Annotated in this window: 9 protein-coding genes; 2 read left to right on the plus strand and 7 right to left on the minus strand. The window is 57.0% G+C overall.

Features of this window, described 5'->3' with window-relative positions:
* Positions 1–66 precede the first annotated feature (66 nt).
* The 7 genes from DNI29_RS17835 to DNI29_RS17865 form a co-directional block, all read right to left on the minus strand.
* The gene (locus DNI29_RS17835; RefSeq protein WP_202910513.1) at positions 67–1,215 is read right to left on the minus strand and encodes a glycoside hydrolase family 76 protein; all 1,149 of its coding nucleotides are present in this window, start codon (positions 1,213–1,215) and stop codon (positions 67–69) included.
* Between the two features lie 39 nt (positions 1,216–1,254).
* Positions 1,255–2,391 (minus strand): SusE domain-containing protein, encoded by a 1,137-nt coding sequence (locus DNI29_RS17840; RefSeq protein ID WP_110979499.1) that lies wholly within the window; start codon positions 2,389–2,391, stop codon positions 1,255–1,257.
* A 42-nt stretch (positions 2,392–2,433) separates the two neighbouring features.
* A complete protein-coding gene (locus DNI29_RS17845; RefSeq protein WP_110979500.1) occupies positions 2,434–4,044 on the minus strand; it encodes a RagB/SusD family nutrient uptake outer membrane protein in 1,611 nt (536 codons plus the stop codon).
* An 18-nt stretch (positions 4,045–4,062) separates the two neighbouring features.
* Entirely contained in the window at positions 4,063–7,236 is a 3,174-nt protein-coding gene (locus tag DNI29_RS17850; protein WP_110979501.1) for a SusC/RagA family TonB-linked outer membrane protein, read from the minus strand.
* A 571-nt stretch (positions 7,237–7,807) separates the two neighbouring features.
* Positions 7,808–9,208, minus strand: coding sequence for a sugar porter family MFS transporter (locus DNI29_RS17855; protein WP_110979502.1), 1,401 nt, complete (start codon positions 9,206–9,208; stop codon positions 7,808–7,810).
* Between the two features lie 136 nt (positions 9,209–9,344).
* A complete protein-coding gene (locus DNI29_RS17860) occupies positions 9,345–10,145 on the minus strand; it encodes a DeoR/GlpR family DNA-binding transcription regulator (protein WP_110979503.1) in 801 nt (266 codons plus the stop codon).
* Positions 10,146–10,208: 63 nt separating this feature from the next.
* A complete protein-coding gene (locus DNI29_RS17865; RefSeq protein WP_110979504.1) occupies positions 10,209–11,984 on the minus strand; it encodes a class I mannose-6-phosphate isomerase in 1,776 nt (591 codons plus the stop codon).
* A 285-nt stretch (positions 11,985–12,269) separates the two neighbouring features.
* On the opposite strand from DNI29_RS17865, the gene DNI29_RS17870 reads away from it, so the two are divergent.
* Positions 12,270–13,730, plus strand: coding sequence for a T9SS type A sorting domain-containing protein (locus DNI29_RS17870; RefSeq protein WP_110979505.1), 1,461 nt, complete (start codon positions 12,270–12,272; stop codon positions 13,728–13,730).
* A gap of 143 nt (positions 13,731–13,873) precedes the next feature.
* Positions 13,874–16,075 carry a GH92 family glycosyl hydrolase gene (locus DNI29_RS17875; RefSeq protein WP_110979506.1) on the plus strand — a complete coding sequence of 734 codons (2,202 nt, stop codon included), beginning with the start codon at positions 13,874–13,876 and terminating at the stop codon, positions 16,073–16,075.
* Positions 16,076–16,175 lie beyond the last annotated feature (100 nt).

A 16,175-nucleotide genomic window follows, 5' to 3' on the forward strand; every position in this document is an offset into this window, starting at 1 on the left:
ACCAGGCCGCGCCCCACAGCGCGGCCTGACTGCTTTTGCCGCCAGCATAGAACTCGGGACTTTTACCTACAAGAGCTTGCGGGCCTGCAGGTCGGCCATCACCTCAAACATCATTACCCCACTCAGTTGCGTCGAGCCGTCCACGGTTCCGCCCGGCTGGGTCGTCCAGCTGGTATTGAACAGATATTGAGGCCGGCGCATGCCTTGCTTGTACAAGCTCTCGCCGTTGAACTTGAGAAACGACACGTACCGGGCGCGCGTAGCAGCGGGCACAGCGGGCTCGGTGGCCAGCAGCGACAGGTAACGCACGAGTATGCCTTTGAACAACCCTCCATCCATGCCCCCTTCGTCGCGCAGAATCCCCCCGGGGGAGAGCTGGCTGTCATTGACTACGTAGCCTGCCGTGCGGTTGGCATCGTCGAGGTAGGTGCTTTGCTGGGTTGCGTGGTACAGCTCCAAGCCTGCCCCCAGAAACACACCCTGGTTGTAGGTAAAGCGCCAGTCTCGGTCTATCTGTCCGTTGCCCTGGCGATTTATCCCATCCCAGACGGCGCCTGTAGTAGGATCGACCAAGGTCTTTTTCTGCCACTCGTAAATCTTGGTTGCCCAGGCCAGGTCGTCGGGGTTGCGGTCGAGTTGGTAGAGGCGAGCGGCCAGAATGGCCACCGGAGCGTTGGCCGGAGTATTCTTGTAGTCGAGCTGGTCCTTATTCCACGCAATGCCACCGCCTTGGCTAGTACTCCAGCCATTCTTGAGGTCGGCCCAGAGCAGCAGGGCTGTGGCTTTGTACGACTGGTCCTTCGTGACCTGGAAAGCGCGCAGGTTAGCCAGCGCGTGCCAGGCCATATCGTCATAGAACGTGTTCAGGTACGTATTGCCATTCTGCTTTTTGGCCCCCTGCTGAAGCTGCTGCATCTTGGTGATGTAGTCTTGGGCACTGGTGCGCTGGTAGCCATCAAGCAGCACATCGAGGCCGTGGGCCTGCCACCAGTAATGAAATCTCGTCTTTCCGAGATTGTCTTGCTGGTAATACTGGTTTGCCCAGAAGTACTGATGGAGAGCCGTCTGCGCCGAATCGGCGCGGGCGTTCCAGTTGGCCGTCGTTACCTCTGGCTTTGGGGCCGGAGGGGTAATCATATCATCGACGGGCTCGTTGCAGGCGGCTAGGAGCAGCAACCCTAGCAGCAGGCGGGCATGGCCTCGGAGGAAAAGCATAGAATTGTAAGTAAAACCTTGAAAAAGGCGCTTATCACCTTAGCGCACAGTCACCTGGTGGGTGTAGGCAGCAGGCTGCATCATAACCATGATATCCACGCTCTTCCGGTCTGCCGTTCCGATAAACTTGAAGGTGTTGTTCCACTGATTATCGGCTACCGGAACCAGGTTATAGTAGGCCGCGGCCGTGGTAGCCGTAGGCGGCGTATTGTCGGTATTGGTGCTACCATACTGCCGGGCCGTCACGGTGCCCGCCATATCTTTTTCAGAGAAGATGAATTTGTAACGCTCGTCGCGGCCCCAGTCAAACTGGAAGAACTCGATGGGTGTGTTTTCGACTTTCCATACCCCTTTGCCTACGTAGGGTAGGGTTACCGTTACCTTATTCTGAGCCGAAATCCACAGGCCTACCGATTGAATCTCGGTGAGGATAGCTGAGCCATTGTTGAAATCGAGGGTAATGCGGTACACCGCGGGTGCCATAGCGGGGCTGGTGGCGTCGTTACCTTGCAGCAGTTTGTTGCCGTTGATGTAGTAGGCCGTGGGCGTTCCAGTGGTCTGGTCCACCATTTTTACTTCGCCGGGCGAGAGTTTGGTATATAGCTCAAACACGCCTGCCGAAACGCGCTTGAAGGGCATGGCCTCGCTGAGCGTGGCCCCTGCCTCGGTGCCAGAACCCGTCAGGTACAGGTTACCGGGGATAACAGAGAAGCCTGCGGGGCGCTCTACCGTCATGGTGCGTGCAGCAGCGGCAGCCATTACGTTCAGACCTTTGGAGGCATTCACCGTCCACTTCAACTTGCCTTGTGCCTGAGCAGGAATACCGGCCAGATTAGCAATTTTGTTCAGGTCCCCGTGGCTCAGCACCAGCTTGGTGTCCAGGCCGTTCGTTCCGGATACTACGCTATAAACGGGTGCAGAGAAGTTACCTCCCTCTTTGTCAAATAGCACCTCGTAAAGAACTACCGTGCCATCTGCAGCGCGGGCTTGGCCCCACTCAAAAGTCACGGCCGCGTTTGAGGGCGGATCGAGTTTGATAACGGCATTGTCGGCGGGCGAAATGTAGTTGGCTACTGGCGTAATAGTCTCGTCGAGTTCTTTGTCATCCTTTTTGCAGCCGGTGAGCAGACTCACGAGCAACAGCAGCAGCAGCAGAGGGTGGGAATATTGTTTCATGATTTATAGAGCAAGGAAGTGTGGGAAAACAGATGGGAAGGGCTACCAGCCCGGATTTTGACTGAGACTGGGGTTAATGTCCCGCTCGCGCTGGGGCACGGGCCAGAAGTAGTGCCGGCCGGGGTCAAACGTGCGTTGGTCCACGCGGATGTAGCCATTATCCACGTTCGGGTCCCCTACTTTGATGCCGTGCGCAAAGCCGTTAAGCGCGGTTTGAGCCGTGCGCCAGCGACGCAGGTCGAAGATGCGCAAGCCTTCCATGGCCAGTTCGGTGCGGCGCTCACGGCGCACTACAGCTTGCAGGCTGGTTCTGTCGCCTCCCGGGAAAGCTAGCGCGCCCGGATCGGTGAAGCCTGCCCGGCGCCGCAGAGCCCCAATGGTGCGGTCCCACTCGCCGGCGCTGAGCTGACCCAACTCATTTTTCGCTTCGGCATGCATGAGCAGCACGTCGGCGTACCGGATCAGAATCAGGTTCAAACCCGAGTTAAGGTTGGCGTCGGCAGTCGGGTCGAAATACTTGGCCGAGTAATAGCCCGTGGGGCTGGCATCGGCGCGGTCCACGGAGTTATCACCGGTGCCGGGGAAGGTGCGAATAAGGATGCTTGACCCATCCGGACGCTGCCACCGGTAGCCATCGTAGACCAGGGTAGCCGCGAAGCGCGGGTCGCGGCCCACGTAGGGAGTAGCTTCATTATAGCCCGACCCAGCCTCGGTAATGGCTTTGCCGTTGGCCATTACATAGCTGTCCACCAACTCCTGGGTAGGGGCAATGGCGCTGATGAGCTTACCCTCGGTGCGTGGTATAAAGAAGCGCTGCTCCGAGTGTGTGCGCGAAGGAAACAGGTACTGCAGGTCCAGTATTACTTCGCTGTTGCCTTCGTTGTTGGGCGAGAACACACCCGCATAGCTCGAAAACAGACTGTAGCTGCCTACCTGGCCACTCAACAGTTGCTCCGTGATGGCAGCCACCTCGGCCCAGCGGCTCTCGTAGAGCAGCACCCGAGCTTTCACGGCCAGCGCCGCTCCTTTGGTGAAGCGTCCACGATCCTCGGTAGCGTAGGCTGTGTTCAGCGGAAGGTCAGCGGCCGCCGCGTCCAGTTCCTTGAGTACGAAGTCCAGCACCTCGGCCCGTGGGTTGCGAGTTACTTTTGCCGCCTCAGTAACGCTGATTTCACTGGTAATCAGTGGCACGTCGCCGTACCAGGTCAGGAGCTGAAAGTACTGGTAGGCACGCAGGGCGCGGGCCTCTGCTTGGTAGCGAGCCTTAAGCCCAGCATCCAAGCCAGGAATTTTGTCGATGTTGCCCAGCAGCTGGTTGCACTTGCGGATGCCGCTGTAGTGGTAGCTCCACTCGTTGGTAATGCGCTCCTGGTTGGTGCCGTAGGCTCCTTCAGCGATGTTGCGGGCATTCGAGCCGTTCACGTCGCTCTTGTTGTAGGCATTATCCGAGAGTACTTCGTTGAAGAAGAAATACTCGGAGTTATACAGGTTTTCGTAGCAGGTAGCCAGCACGTTGGCTGCGTCGGAGGGCTGCTGCCAGAACGTGGCGTCAGTTGGACGGTCGGTGGGCGGCAGGTCCAGCTTCTGGCAGGCTGAAAAGCCAAAGCCTAGTCCAAGCCCAAGCAGTACGATATAGCGGAAATTACGATTCATCTGGGTGGGAGGTGGAGGTTAAAGAGAAATATCAAGCCCGAGGGTCATGACCCGCACAGCCGGATACACCCGGCCACTGCTGCCTCGCCCTCCTCCGGTGCCCACACTCTCGCTGAACTCGGAGATTTCTGGGTCAAACCCGATTTCCTTTAAGTGGCTGATAGTAAAAAGATCCTGGCCCGAAGCAAAAATGCGTAGGCGCTGAATTGCGGCCTTCTTGGTCAGTGAGGCAGGTAGCGTGTAACCCAGCTGCACGTTTTTCAGGCGGGCGTAAGCACCATTCTGCAGCCAGTAGTCTGACCCCTGGTTGTTGTTGGTCGAGGCCGTGCCAATGGTCAGGCGGGGGTAGTCAGCATCAGGATTTGTCGGCGTCCAGCGGTCGAGGTGCTGCTGGTATACGTTTTCCCAGTTGTTGTGGAAAGCTTCTACCCCTTCGCCCCGAATGTAGAGGCTACGCTTACCTACGCCCTGCACGAACACCAACAGATCAAAGCCTTTGTAATCGGCCGTGTACGTAGCCCCAAAGGTGTAGCGAGGGAAGGGATTGTCTAGAATAAAGCGGTCATCCTGATTGATTACCCCGTCGCCGTTGCGGTCCACGTAGCGGATGTCGCCGGGGCGCACCGTGCCCGGAGCTACAAATGAAGGCTTGGGTCCGGCGTTTACTTCTTCAAGCGTCTGGTACAGGCCATTTGTGCGGTAGCCATAGTACGAGTTGATGGGGAATCCTTCGCGGATGATGTTTGAGGCGTCGCCTCCCCGGATGGTTTCTACCCCCCTGGTATCGGTTACGGTATTGCGGCTATCCGCCGCGTTCAGGCTCAGGCTCTGATTGAAGCCACCGGCCGTACGCATCCGGTAAGTAGCTGTTACTTCCCAGCCTTGGTTACGCACTTTGGCTGCGTTCTGGGTAGGTGCACCCGCCCCGAAGGTGGCGGCTACCGGCAGGTCAATGAGAATGTCGCTGGTGCGCTTGTCGAAGTAGTCGACGCTGAACGACAACGCATTCTTAAAAAAGCCCACGTCAAGGCCTACGTTAGCCATCGTGGCCGTTTCCCAGGTAATATCGGCGTTGGAAGTGCTGAAATAGGAACCCGACACCGGAATGCCGCCGAAAGAGTAAGTGCTTGGGGCCAGGCTTACGGTGCTCAGGTATCGGTAGAGGCCAATGTTCTGGTTGCCTAGCTGCCCTAAAGAGCCGCGCACTTTCAGGTCGCTGAAGGTAGGCTGCAGAAAGCTCAGGAACTGCTCTTCCAGCGGGCGCCAGCCCAGCGAAACCGACGGGAAGAAGCCCCAGCGCTTGTTGCTGGCAAACCGCGAGGAGCCGTCGTAGCGGAAGCTGCCCTCTACGAGGTACTTACCAGCGAAGGCGTAGTTCAGTCGTCCGAATACGGAGTTTAGTGCCCACTGCTCCTGGTTGCCGTAGGTGCCATTGGGGTGGTAGCCACCGCTGGGGTCGAATACGCCGGCGTAGGTAGTACCGTTGTTTACTACCCCAAAGTCATTGCCCGGCACGTTGATGACGCGAACCCCCTGGCGGTCGTCGGTGAAGTGTTCGGTGGAGTAACCCACCAGAGCCTGCACGCTGTGATTTTCGGCAAACGTCCGGTCGTAGTTGAGCACGGCCTGATAGTTGGTCAGCAGGGTGCGTTGGCTGCGCTTTTGCACCGAGTTATTGCCATCGCCGCCAGCCGTAGGCGAACCGTCCAGGGTCACATACTGCAGGCTGCGGGTGAACTCGTCGAGCTGATAATTCCACAAATCTCCGCCTACCACGCCGCGCACCTTCAAACCCTTGAACAGCTCCAGCTCGGCGTTCAGGTTGGCGTAGCCGTTGTCGTTGGAGTTAGTGCGCAGGCCTCCGTTCCGAAGCCGGTTGGCTGAGTTGCTGGTCGAGGTAGCCGGGGTTACGTAGTTGCCCTGCTCGTCCTGCACGGGGTAAATAACCGGAATGCGCGCCGCGTCGCTGATAATCCATTGCGAGTCAAAGGCATGCTCGCGAGTTCCTACGTGAGCGTAGGAGAAAATAGCTCCTACCTTGAGCCGGTCGGTTACCTGCGTGGTTAAGTTGAGGCGAGTATTCAGGCGCTTAAACCCAAAGTCGTCGCCGTAGAACAAGCTGTTCTGGTCAACGTAGCCTAAGGAGAGCAAGTAGCGCGTTTTGCCCGAGCTGCCGCTGACGCTCAAGTTATGGTTTTGCTGGAGCGCCTGCTTTTTGAGCACTCTATCCAGGTGCCACTCATAGTCTCCGTGAGCAGCAAAGTCGCGCATTTGCTGGGGGGAGAACTGCGGGGCTTGTCCCGAGTTGATCAGAGCCTCATTCTTCAGCTGCATGAACTCCAGGCCCGTGACGGGCTTGCGCTGGAAATTCGGGGATTGCCAGCCTACTACTGTGTTATAGCTAACAACTGGCTTCTGGTTGAGTACTCCCTGCTTGGTAGTCACCAGCAGTACGCCGTTGGCTGCCCGGGAGCCATAGATGGCCGCCGAAGCGGCATCTTTGAGCACAGTCACGCTCTCAATATCATTAGGATTGAGCGCATTAAGTGAGCCGGGAATTCCATCAACAATGACAAGTGGCGAGGCATTGCCTAGCGTGCCTACCCCCCGGATGTTGATATTAAGCCCCGCTCCTGGCTCGGCACTATTCTGCTGAATAGTTAGGTTAGGAGAAGAACCCTGGAGGGCTTGGGCTACTGTGGTTACCGGGCGGTTTTCCAGCGTGGCACCTCCCACCGTGTTGATGGCTCCGGTTACGTTGGCCCGCTGCTGGGTGCCGTAGCCGACTACCACAACTTCCTGCAGGGCTTGTGTGTCGTCGGCGAGGGTTACGGCTAGGTCGCTGGTAGCGCCGGTCACGGGTACCTCCCGGCGGCTGAATCCTACAAAGCTGAATACCAGCACGCTATTTTCCGGCGCTTGCAACGTAAAGTAGCCATCGGCGTTGGTGCTGGTACCCTGGGTAGTACCTTTTACCACGATTGTTACCCCCGGGAGCCCTGCTCCCTTACTATCCGTTACGCGGCCGGCAACGGTCACATCGGCCAGTGCAGCTGGGGTAGATAGAAACGTGGAGGCTGGCTTAGGGGCCGGGGCGCTCTGAAAAGCAAAAGCCCCTTGGGCCCGGCTGGCACCGCTGGGGACGGCGCCTAGCAATACTGCCATTGACACGTAGCGAGTATAGTTTGCCATGTGATGGGTGGGAAAAATGAAGAATGTAGAGCAGAAGGAGTCACGCACCAGCCCGTGGGATTAAGGCAGGAAACGCAAGAAATACCGGGATGCGGCCTTGATCTACCCTCCTACCCTGGGGTTCAGCAGTAGGTAGGCAAAAAGCAGAGCTGCTTGTGGACCTGAGGCCCGGTAACGTTGGAAAAGGCAGCGGCCTGGCAAACCAGGGCTATTTTACTAGGCCCGTGATTCTTAGTGCTGCTAGGGTAAGAAGGTATTTAAATAAGCATGAGGTGAATTTTTACTAGCCTCAGGCCTATTTCGCGGTGCTATGATTGCTCAAACCTGTGTGAAGGGTCAAGCAACACAGTGTCATCAAATTATCGCCTACAGGAGACCAGATATGTCTAACCGTCAGTAATAATAGCTAAAACGTTTAAGCTAGCATAAAACGTTGAGCTAGTTTACTTAAAAAAATTTTACTAACAAATATAAAATATTGATTTACAGATAATTAATTTTATTAAAACGATTGCGGGTTAAGACAGACAAAATAATATCTGCAGTAAGTACTAATTCTTAATCCCTTCACTTATCCATGCCACCCGCGCTCAATCTCTTCCAAGGTCCGGCCCTTAGTTTCAGGCACTGCCCGCCAAACAAACAGGAACGTGAAAGCCGATAGTGCTGCGTAGAGTCCGAACGCGCCAGCCAGCCCTGCAGCTTTTACCAGTGAGAGGAACGTAAACGAGACAATGGTGCAGGCAATCCATAGGGCAACCGTAGCCAAGGAAGCCCCCCGCCCTCGCACGGCATTCGGGAAGATTTCGGTGATGACTACCCACACGCCCGGCCCAAGCCCGACCGCGAAGCAGGCAACGTAGAGCATAATGAGCCCTAGCAGCCACGGCCCTGGCGCGCCCAGCTGCATGGCTACGACCAGGGCGCCTAGTGCCAGAGTCATGCCCCCGGAAGCCACCAGTAGTAAGGGCTTGCGCCCTACCCTATCAATAACAAAGAGTGCGACAACGGTTCCAACGAAGTTGATACCTCCAATCAGGGCGTTGGCCCCAATAGCAGAAGCGGCGCTCTGCCCACTGTGCTCAGTGAAAATAATTGAGCCGTAGTACAGAATTGTGTTGATACCCGTAATCTGCTGCAACACTGCCAGCACCACCGCAATGCGCAACGGTTGGCGCAGGCGTGGCTGGTAGAGGTTTGCTTCTTCACCCTGTTCGGCCGCCAGAGCCGCCTGGATTTCGGCGGTTTCAGTGGCCGCAGTAGCAGGGCCATTAAGGCGAGTGAGTGTGCCTACGGCTTCGGCTTCGCGCCCTTGGCCCAGCAGCCAGCGGGGGCTTTCGGGTACAAGCAGCAACGTAACCATAAAGAGCAATGAGGGCACCGCCGCCGAGGCAAACATCCAGCGCCAGGAGTCTAACCCCAGCCCAGACAGGTAATAGCTGGCGACATAAGCCAACAGAATGCCCGTAACAATGGCCAGCTGATTTAGCGTTACCAGCAGCCCCCGGATGCGAGCCGGAGCAATTTCGGCGATATACAGCGGCACTAGCAACGAGGCCAAGCCAATGGCGAGGCCGCCCGCCAGCCGAGCTATGACAAACTCGGTGAGGGTGCGCGGCACTGCTGCCGCCAGCGCCGACAACGTAAATAGCAGAGCTGCCCCAAATAGCAGGCGGCGACGCCCATAGCGGTCAGTGAGCCAGCCTGCTACGGCGGCCCCTGCTACAGCCCCCAGCAGAATACTGCTCGCGGCCAACTCAGTTTGCGCATCAGTCAATCCAAAGTCCTTCTTCAGAAAAACCAGGGCTCCATTGATAATGGCCGTATCGAAACCAAAAAGTAGGCCCCCAAGCGCCGCGACGGTCGCAATGAGGTAAACGTAGCCGGCATCACCGGTTGATGTGGGGGTGGGAGAAGGCGCTTGGGCAACAGCTTCACTCAGGGGGGAATTGGGGGAGGCTTGCAGGGGCATCGTCGTGGGATGGGAAACCGTGACTAATCGAATTACTATGGGCAGTACCAGCAGGCGCACCCCTTACTCTGGGGCTACCTCCTCTCCGCGCGGGCTGGGGAACACGCGAACGGATTATGTTACTCTACTATAGGCCTCATACCAGCAGCACCTCAATTCCACGCTGGCGGAAGGGAGCTATTTGCTCTTCGGTGGCGCCTGTGTCGGTAATAAGCTGGTGCACCTCGGTGAGGGGGCAGATCAATGAAGGGGCAACCGTTCCGAGTTTGGTGTGGTCGGCGACTACAATGCGCCGCTTGGCCTGGCGGAGCATCACTTGAATGACGGCGGCCTCCTCGGGATGTAGGGAGGTCAGGCCCTTTTCGGCATCAATGCCATTGACGCCGATAAAAACTTTATCGACAAAGAATTGAGTAAGAGCTTGGGCAGTAGCGGGTCCCACTAATGAAAACCAGCCACCCGTTAGAAAGCCCCCCGTAACAAACACGCGCACATCCTGGCGGTGGCTCAGCTCCATGGCCACGTTAACGGTGTTGGTAACGACCGTCACGTTGGCCCCTGAGCGGAGGCTACGCGTAACCTGGGTGGTGGTGGTGCCGGCCGTCAGGGAGATAATTTCGCCGGGCTGAATGAGGGCGGCGGCGGCTAGCCCGATGCGACGCTTTTCCGCCAGGTTGCGGTCAATTTGATCGTGGAAGCTGGAGTTATACCGGAAGGGCTCGTACAGCAGCGGCTCTCGGGGCACTGCGCCCCCGTGTGTGCGCCTGAGTCGGCCCTGCTGCTCCAGTTCCATCAGGTCGCGGCGCACGGTTACTACCGAAACCCCAAACAGGGTAGCCAGCTCCTCAACGGCTACCGTGCCGGTGTGCAGCAGTTTCTCAACAATGACTTGGGCGCGGGCAGCGGCCGCATTATCCGGAGTTGCTAGTTCAGACATAATAGTGTCGGGGTCAAAAGTCCATTAGCAGGTGAAGGTAGCTGCCAAATACGAAGGGCTTTCCTACGCCTGGGTTCGCACATAGGCCTTCAGGGTGGCGCATTCCGTACCGACTGCCGGACCATGAGGACGAATAGTATAAGCTCCTACCCCCGCCGGCACAATAAACGTTTCCGCGTAGTGTACCACGAAGGGCTCGAAGGCCTGACTGGGACTTTCGACAATGGCTTCCTTGCCCTGTACTAGGTTGAGTACCTGCACGCCGCCCTGGGTATGATGCGGCACTACATCTGTAAACCAGTGGCGGCGGGTCTCAATAAACTCCCGCTCGTGCAGGCCTGTGCGCTCTTCCCGCCAGCCTGAACCACTGGTCACCGGCTCTACGCGGTTGACTAGGTGCTGGCTTACCCAGGACGTGGTACGGTCAGATGCAATATTGGCCGCGCCGTGGGTGAGGTGAATGGGCCGGGGCCGGCCATCAAGGCCCATGCGCGCCCAATCCCACAGCTTAAATGTGAAGATGTAGGGAGTTGCCGAAATTTCCAGCACCATAGAATTGGCTCCCGAGCAGTGAATGGTGCCCGCCGGAATCAGGAAATGATCGTGCGCGCGGGCCGGAAACTCGTTGATGTACTTGTCCGCCGGAAAAGGGGCCGTGCTATCGTCCTGGGCGCGCTGCAAATCAGCCACCATGGCCGGAACATCCGCGTTTTCCTTCAGCCCCAGGTACACTACCGCGTCCGGTTCGGCGGCGAGCATATAGTAGCTTTCGTCCTGGGTGTACGCTAGGCCAAACTGGTCCTGGGCATATTCCGTGAGGGGGTGTACCTGCAGGGAGAGGTTGCCACCGCCCATGGTATCGAGAAAGTCGAAGCGGATGGGAAATTCGGTACCGAAGCGTCCGTGCACGGCTTCCCCCAGCAGCTCCCGGGGGTGAGCAAAGACCAGGTTGATGCTCGGAATTTCTACCCGCGCCTCTCCAAAGCCTAGCAACAAAGAGTTTTCTTCGGGCACGCAGTCAAAGCCCCAAGCATAGTTGGCTGGGCCATCGGGCAGGTCGCACACCTCGCGCAGCCACTGCCCGCCCCACGGGCCGGGGTCAAAGAAAGGCACTACCCGGAATGGGCGCCGCACGGCCGCTGCCAGCCCGGCCCGCAGGTCAGCCCCCCGGATAAGCTTAGGTTCAGTAGGGTTGTTGGTATCCAGTAGAAAATCGGCGCGGGGCAGCACTTGCTTCTTCAACCGATCGGCGGCCCGCCAATCCACGAAAAAGGCCCGCTTGTACTTGAGGCTGGGTTTCTCGGTAAAGTTGTCGCTGCCCAGGTTTGCAATTTCGCCTCGCCGCTGGCGCAGTTGAATTTCCCAGCGGGCTAGGTCAGCATATACGGTTAGGGCGGGGGTAGGGCAGAGTATGGTAGCCCCGGTGCCGAGTACCACTACGAGCTTGCCAGCTGCTGCGGCCAGGGTCTGCTGCGCCTGGCGAAGCCGCGCCGGATCGAAAAAATCGGCTACCGTCAATCCATTTAGCCGGCCAAAAACGGGGTCATCGGTAAGCGGACCGGCAACCAGCTGGTCAATTTCTGCGGGGCTGCGGAAGTAGTCGTCGGCTACTAGGTACTGATCCGCGGGCAAGTTTGACTCCAGCTGCTGCTGTAACAGTTTCAGATCAGTGCCGGGGTAGCATTCTACCGCGAGTACCAGGGGAGAGTCGGGAACAAGGGGCGCGGCCTCTAAAGCCGCACGCAGCACTTCAGTAATGGCGGGCCACCCGATGTGGCAAGCTTCCGCTTGGGCCGATACCGACACGTAGGGAAACTTGTCATAGTTGGAGGAGCGCATAGGATGGAGAGTTGATAAGAGAAAAGAAAACCGGTAGTGCCTGTCAGTAAATGGGGCAAGAATTCCGGTTCAAAACGTGATAGGGCAGCTGATTGCATGCTCACCTAAGAGCTGACTGACGGAGAGCAACTCCAGCTTGATGCGGCCAATATTGATAATTAAAATGTTCGTTTCATAGCAAAACGAAAAATAAATAGTTTCATTTGCTCAATAACTGCTCTTACCAGCCCCAGGTATTCCCCTGTTGGCTGGACTTTCTGCCTTCACCTTCTAGCGCCCACTCCAATGAAGTACTTCTCTACCCCCCTTTTTACTACAGCGCGCCTAGCGCTGCTAGCCGCCAGTTGTCTGCTTACAGCCGCAACGGCTTTTGGCCAGAACAAATACCAGGTTGCCGGTGAGGCGATTTTGGATAAGCTGAACACCAAGTTTTACAACGCCAGCAACAATCTATATGTAGAGCGGATTGACGGCAACGAAAAGGTCATCGTGGAGCGCGGAGGTGCGAGTTACGTCTGGCCGGCATCCCACATGCTTCGGGCCTTGCGCTACGGGGCGCTAGCAAACCCGGCCAAGTACACGGAGCGGCTTAAGTCCTACGCCTATGCTCTCGACAAATACCTGCAGAACGGTAAGTATGCCTCCGACATAGTGCCCGGTGCTGACCCGCTGTATGACGATAACGCCATTGTGGGGCTGGCACTCATGGATGCCTATCAACAGGTTTTGCCCAATGAAACGGACCTGTATACTCGCTCCCTCATTGGGCTTAACTACTGCCTGAAAGCGCGCGACGCCAACTGGGGAGTGCCGCAAAAGGAAAGTGAGCTGGGCTGGGGCAAGTTTTACTCCCAGGCTACCATTCTGCCGGCACTTCACTGCGCCCTGATTGCCAAAAACAGCTCCGACCCTCAGTACCTGGACATTGCCAAGCGCTACTACGACAAGATTAATGATGTAAACTGGAAGCTGCGTGACGGGACAACTAACCTGCTCAACCAGTACTCTTTCTACGAGAACAACCGGTGGAGCCTGACGGGGCACGGCGAAAACGGGGCCGGCTACCGAGCATATCAGACTACGCCCAATATTCAGCTAGCCCTCAAGCTCTATCAGCTTACTGGCGACAGCCGCTACCTCGACGATGCCAAGGTAATGGCCGACGCCTGCCTGAAGCAGTGGTACACGCCCGGTAAGGGAGTAAGCGAAATATCCTTCTGGGGGGGCAGCGACATAGTTGAGATGTTAGTCGATTTCTACGAAGTAGACCGCAACGTTAAGTGGCTCAACGCCGCGCGCAACATTGTAGATTACCTCATTGATTACAACCGCGACCAGCTAGGCTACTACCCCAGCTCCTATAATGACTCCGACGGAACCTGGAACCAGGACCGCCGCTACCTGTTCCCGGCCTCGGTAAACATGATGGGCCAAGCCTGCGCCGCCGCCGCCATCCTACGGGTTGCCCAAGTAACGAATACGCCGCTTGCTACTACGAGCCCCGTTACCGCAAAATCAACTGATTTCATGGTTTTCCCGAACCCTGTTGTGAACCGCTTGAGCCTGAAAGCCAACCGTAAACTTGCAGGCGGCAATGTTAGAGTTTGTAATTCCCTGGGGCAAGTCGTAATTGCCGACCATACATATGCCGATTCGCTTGATGTTTCGGCCTTGACTCCTGGCGTTTATATCGTTTCTTGGTCCAGCGGCGTGCACCGCCTATCACAACGCTTTGTAAAGAAATAAAGTAGTCAGCCACGCCCGTTTTCCCTGGAATGACTTGATTGCAACGCAGGAAAACGAATGTGTCGGTAGTGCGCTTAACCGAACCAACTTGATGGCAGCTTCGCTAAGCTAGCCCCCTCCTACCCCACCTGTACTCCTAACTAATGAGTAAACCCAAAAGCTATTTGGCCGTGCTACTGGCCTGGTGTGCCTGCGGCTGCACCAGGACTACCCCACCGGTGAACACCAACCAAACGGCAAGCCACCAGTCCTCAAATGGCTACTTGCAGTACGCCAACCCGTTTATGGGCACGGCCCCGCTCAATGACCCGAAAACTATTGGTTATGCTCCCCCCGAAGGGTGGCGCGGCGTTTGGGCCGGGTTAGTGTTTCCAGGAAGCTCACTGCCCAATGCGATGGTGCAGCTCAGCCCCATAACGGAGTTTCACACCGGGGCTGGCTACGACTACGAAGACTCGGTTATTTACGGCTTTGCCCACACCAATAAAGGGCACTGGAACCTGTGCCACTTACCAGTTTTGCCGGTTTCGGGAACGGCACCCGCCGCTAGGGGCTACTCGTCTCGCTTTAGCAAGACCACTGAAAAGGCCTCGCCTGGTTTTTACGGTGTTACCCTGCAGGATTACGGGGTACAGGTTGAGCTCACCTCTACCTTGCGCAGCGGGTTCCACCGCTACCGCTACACTGAGCCTGCCAACCGTCGTATCGTGTTCAAGATGGGGCAGTCCAATGAGCGGGTAACGAACTGGAAGATAGAAAAAGCCGGTACGGCTGCCGTGCAAGGCTTTCAGGAAACCGGCGGCCAGACGGTGTACTTCTACGGAGAGCTAAGCGAGAACCTGCAGGACCTGGAAGTGCAAGGCCAAGGCACCAAGGATGGGCTGGCCGTGCTGCGCCTGCCCGATGGTGGCAACAAGCCAGTGGAGCTCAAAATCGGAATATCGTTCGTGAGCGCGCAGAATGCCAAGCAGAACCTGGAGCAGGAAATTGGCAGCCGCTCTTTCGAACAAGTGCGCCAGCAAGCCGAAAAAACCTGGGAAGGCCTGCTCTCGAAGGTAGAAGTGAAGGGTGGGACGCCTAAGCAGAAGCAGTTATTCTACAGCTGCCTGTACCGCTCCTTTCTGTGGCCGGCCTTGCGCAGCGACCAGAACGGCCAATACCGCGACGCGAAAGGCAATGTGGTGAAGGCCGATTTCAATTACTACACCGAGCCTTCCCTGTGGGACACCTACCGCAATAAAGACCTGCTAATCGGGATGCTCGCGCCCCAGGTAGCCACCGATGTTATTAAGTCCATGCAGGACGTGGGCCACAAAACCGGTTTCCTACCTACCTTCTTCCACGGAGACCATGCCTCGGCCTTGATTTCCGGCTCTTATCAGCGGGGCATCACCAACTTCGATCTGAAGGACGTGTACCAGCTGATGCTGCGCAACGCTAACCTGGAAGGAGGTGCGCGGCCTCATATTTCCGAGTACATCCAGAAAGGCTACATCTCTACCGCCGAGGTAGCAAACCCGGAAGTAGAAACTAAGGATAAAGCCGGCGTATCCAAAACGCTGGAGTATGCCTTTGATGACTACGCCGTAGCTCAGGTTGCGAAGATTTTGAACGATACCGCCACCTACCGGACCATGATGGCGCGCTCGAAAAACTACCGGAACCTGTTCCACCCGGGTACCAAGTTTATGCGGGGCCGCCTGGCCGATGGCACCTGGGCTAAAACGTTTAACCCGCAGTATCCTTACTACGAGTACATGTACCGGGAAGCCAACGCCTGGCAGGTGTCGTTTTTCGCGCCCCACGATATGCCCGGCCTGATTGCCTTATACGGCGGCCCCAAGCCCTTCGAAGCCAAGCTGGATTCGTTGTTCACGGTACCCTGGAACCCTGCCCACATTGCCCGGAACGTGTCCGGCTTTATCGGACAGTACTGCCACGGCAACCAGCCTGACCACGAAACGCCGTTTTCCTACTATTTCATCGGCAAGCCCGAAAAGTCGCAGCGCCGGCTCGATGAAATTATGGATAAGTTCTACGGCATGGGCAAAGATGGCCTGGGCTATTCCGGCATGGACGACGCGGGCGAAATGTCGGCCTGGTATGTGTTTACCTCCACAGGCTTGTATCCCTACTCTGCCGCCGACGCCAAGTACCTAGTCAGCGTGCCTCTCTTCGACGAAGTCAGCTGGAAAACCGATAACGGCAAAGTGTTTACTGTGAAAAAGAAAGGCAACGGCCGCACGCTAAGCACGATCAAGGCAAACGGGAAAACCAACCAGGGCTACTTCGTGGATCATGGCCTGTTTCGTACCGGCGGCCGCTTGGAAATCGTGACCAAGTAAACCTCACCGGGGCACTCCCTACCCCCGCTTGCACAGTGAACCCTTTACATACTCAGCCCTAACCCGCACCTGTGGCAGATTATGCTATCGGTGAGGCCCG

Origin of the sequence: Hymenobacter sediminis, from assembly GCF_003231285.1 — a bacterium.
In the GTDB taxonomy this organism is placed as follows: Bacteria; Bacteroidota; Bacteroidia; order Cytophagales; family Hymenobacteraceae; genus Hymenobacter; species Hymenobacter sediminis.

What these genes read in the sequence shown, in the direction of transcription:
- DNI29_RS17840 (WP_110979499.1), bottom strand. Translation starts at nt 2,391, where the DNA reads ATGAAACAATATTCCCACCCTCTGCTGCTGCTGCTGTTGCTCGTGAGT.
- DNI29_RS17855 (WP_110979502.1), bottom strand. Translation starts at nt 9,208, where the DNA reads ATGCCCCTGCAAGCCTCCCCCAATTCCCCCCTGAGTGAAGCTGTTGCC.
- DNI29_RS17875 (WP_110979506.1), top strand. Translation starts at nt 13,874, where the DNA reads ATGAGTAAACCCAAAAGCTATTTGGCCGTGCTACTGGCCTGGTGTGCC.
- DNI29_RS17835 (WP_202910513.1), bottom strand. Translation starts at nt 1,215, where the DNA reads ATGCTTTTCCTCCGAGGCCATGCCCGCCTGCTGCTAGGGTTGCTGCTC.
- DNI29_RS17845 (WP_110979500.1), bottom strand. Translation starts at nt 4,044, where the DNA reads ATGAATCGTAATTTCCGCTATATCGTACTGCTTGGGCTTGGACTAGGC.
- DNI29_RS17865 (WP_110979504.1), bottom strand. Translation starts at nt 11,984, where the DNA reads ATGCGCTCCTCCAACTATGACAAGTTTCCCTACGTGTCGGTATCGGCC.
- DNI29_RS17850 (WP_110979501.1), bottom strand. Translation starts at nt 7,236, where the DNA reads ATGGCAAACTATACTCGCTACGTGTCAATGGCAGTATTGCTAGGCGCC.
- DNI29_RS17870 (WP_110979505.1), top strand. Translation starts at nt 12,270, where the DNA reads ATGAAGTACTTCTCTACCCCCCTTTTTACTACAGCGCGCCTAGCGCTG.
- DNI29_RS17860 (WP_110979503.1), bottom strand. Translation starts at nt 10,145, where the DNA reads ATGTCTGAACTAGCAACTCCGGATAATGCGGCCGCTGCCCGCGCCCAA.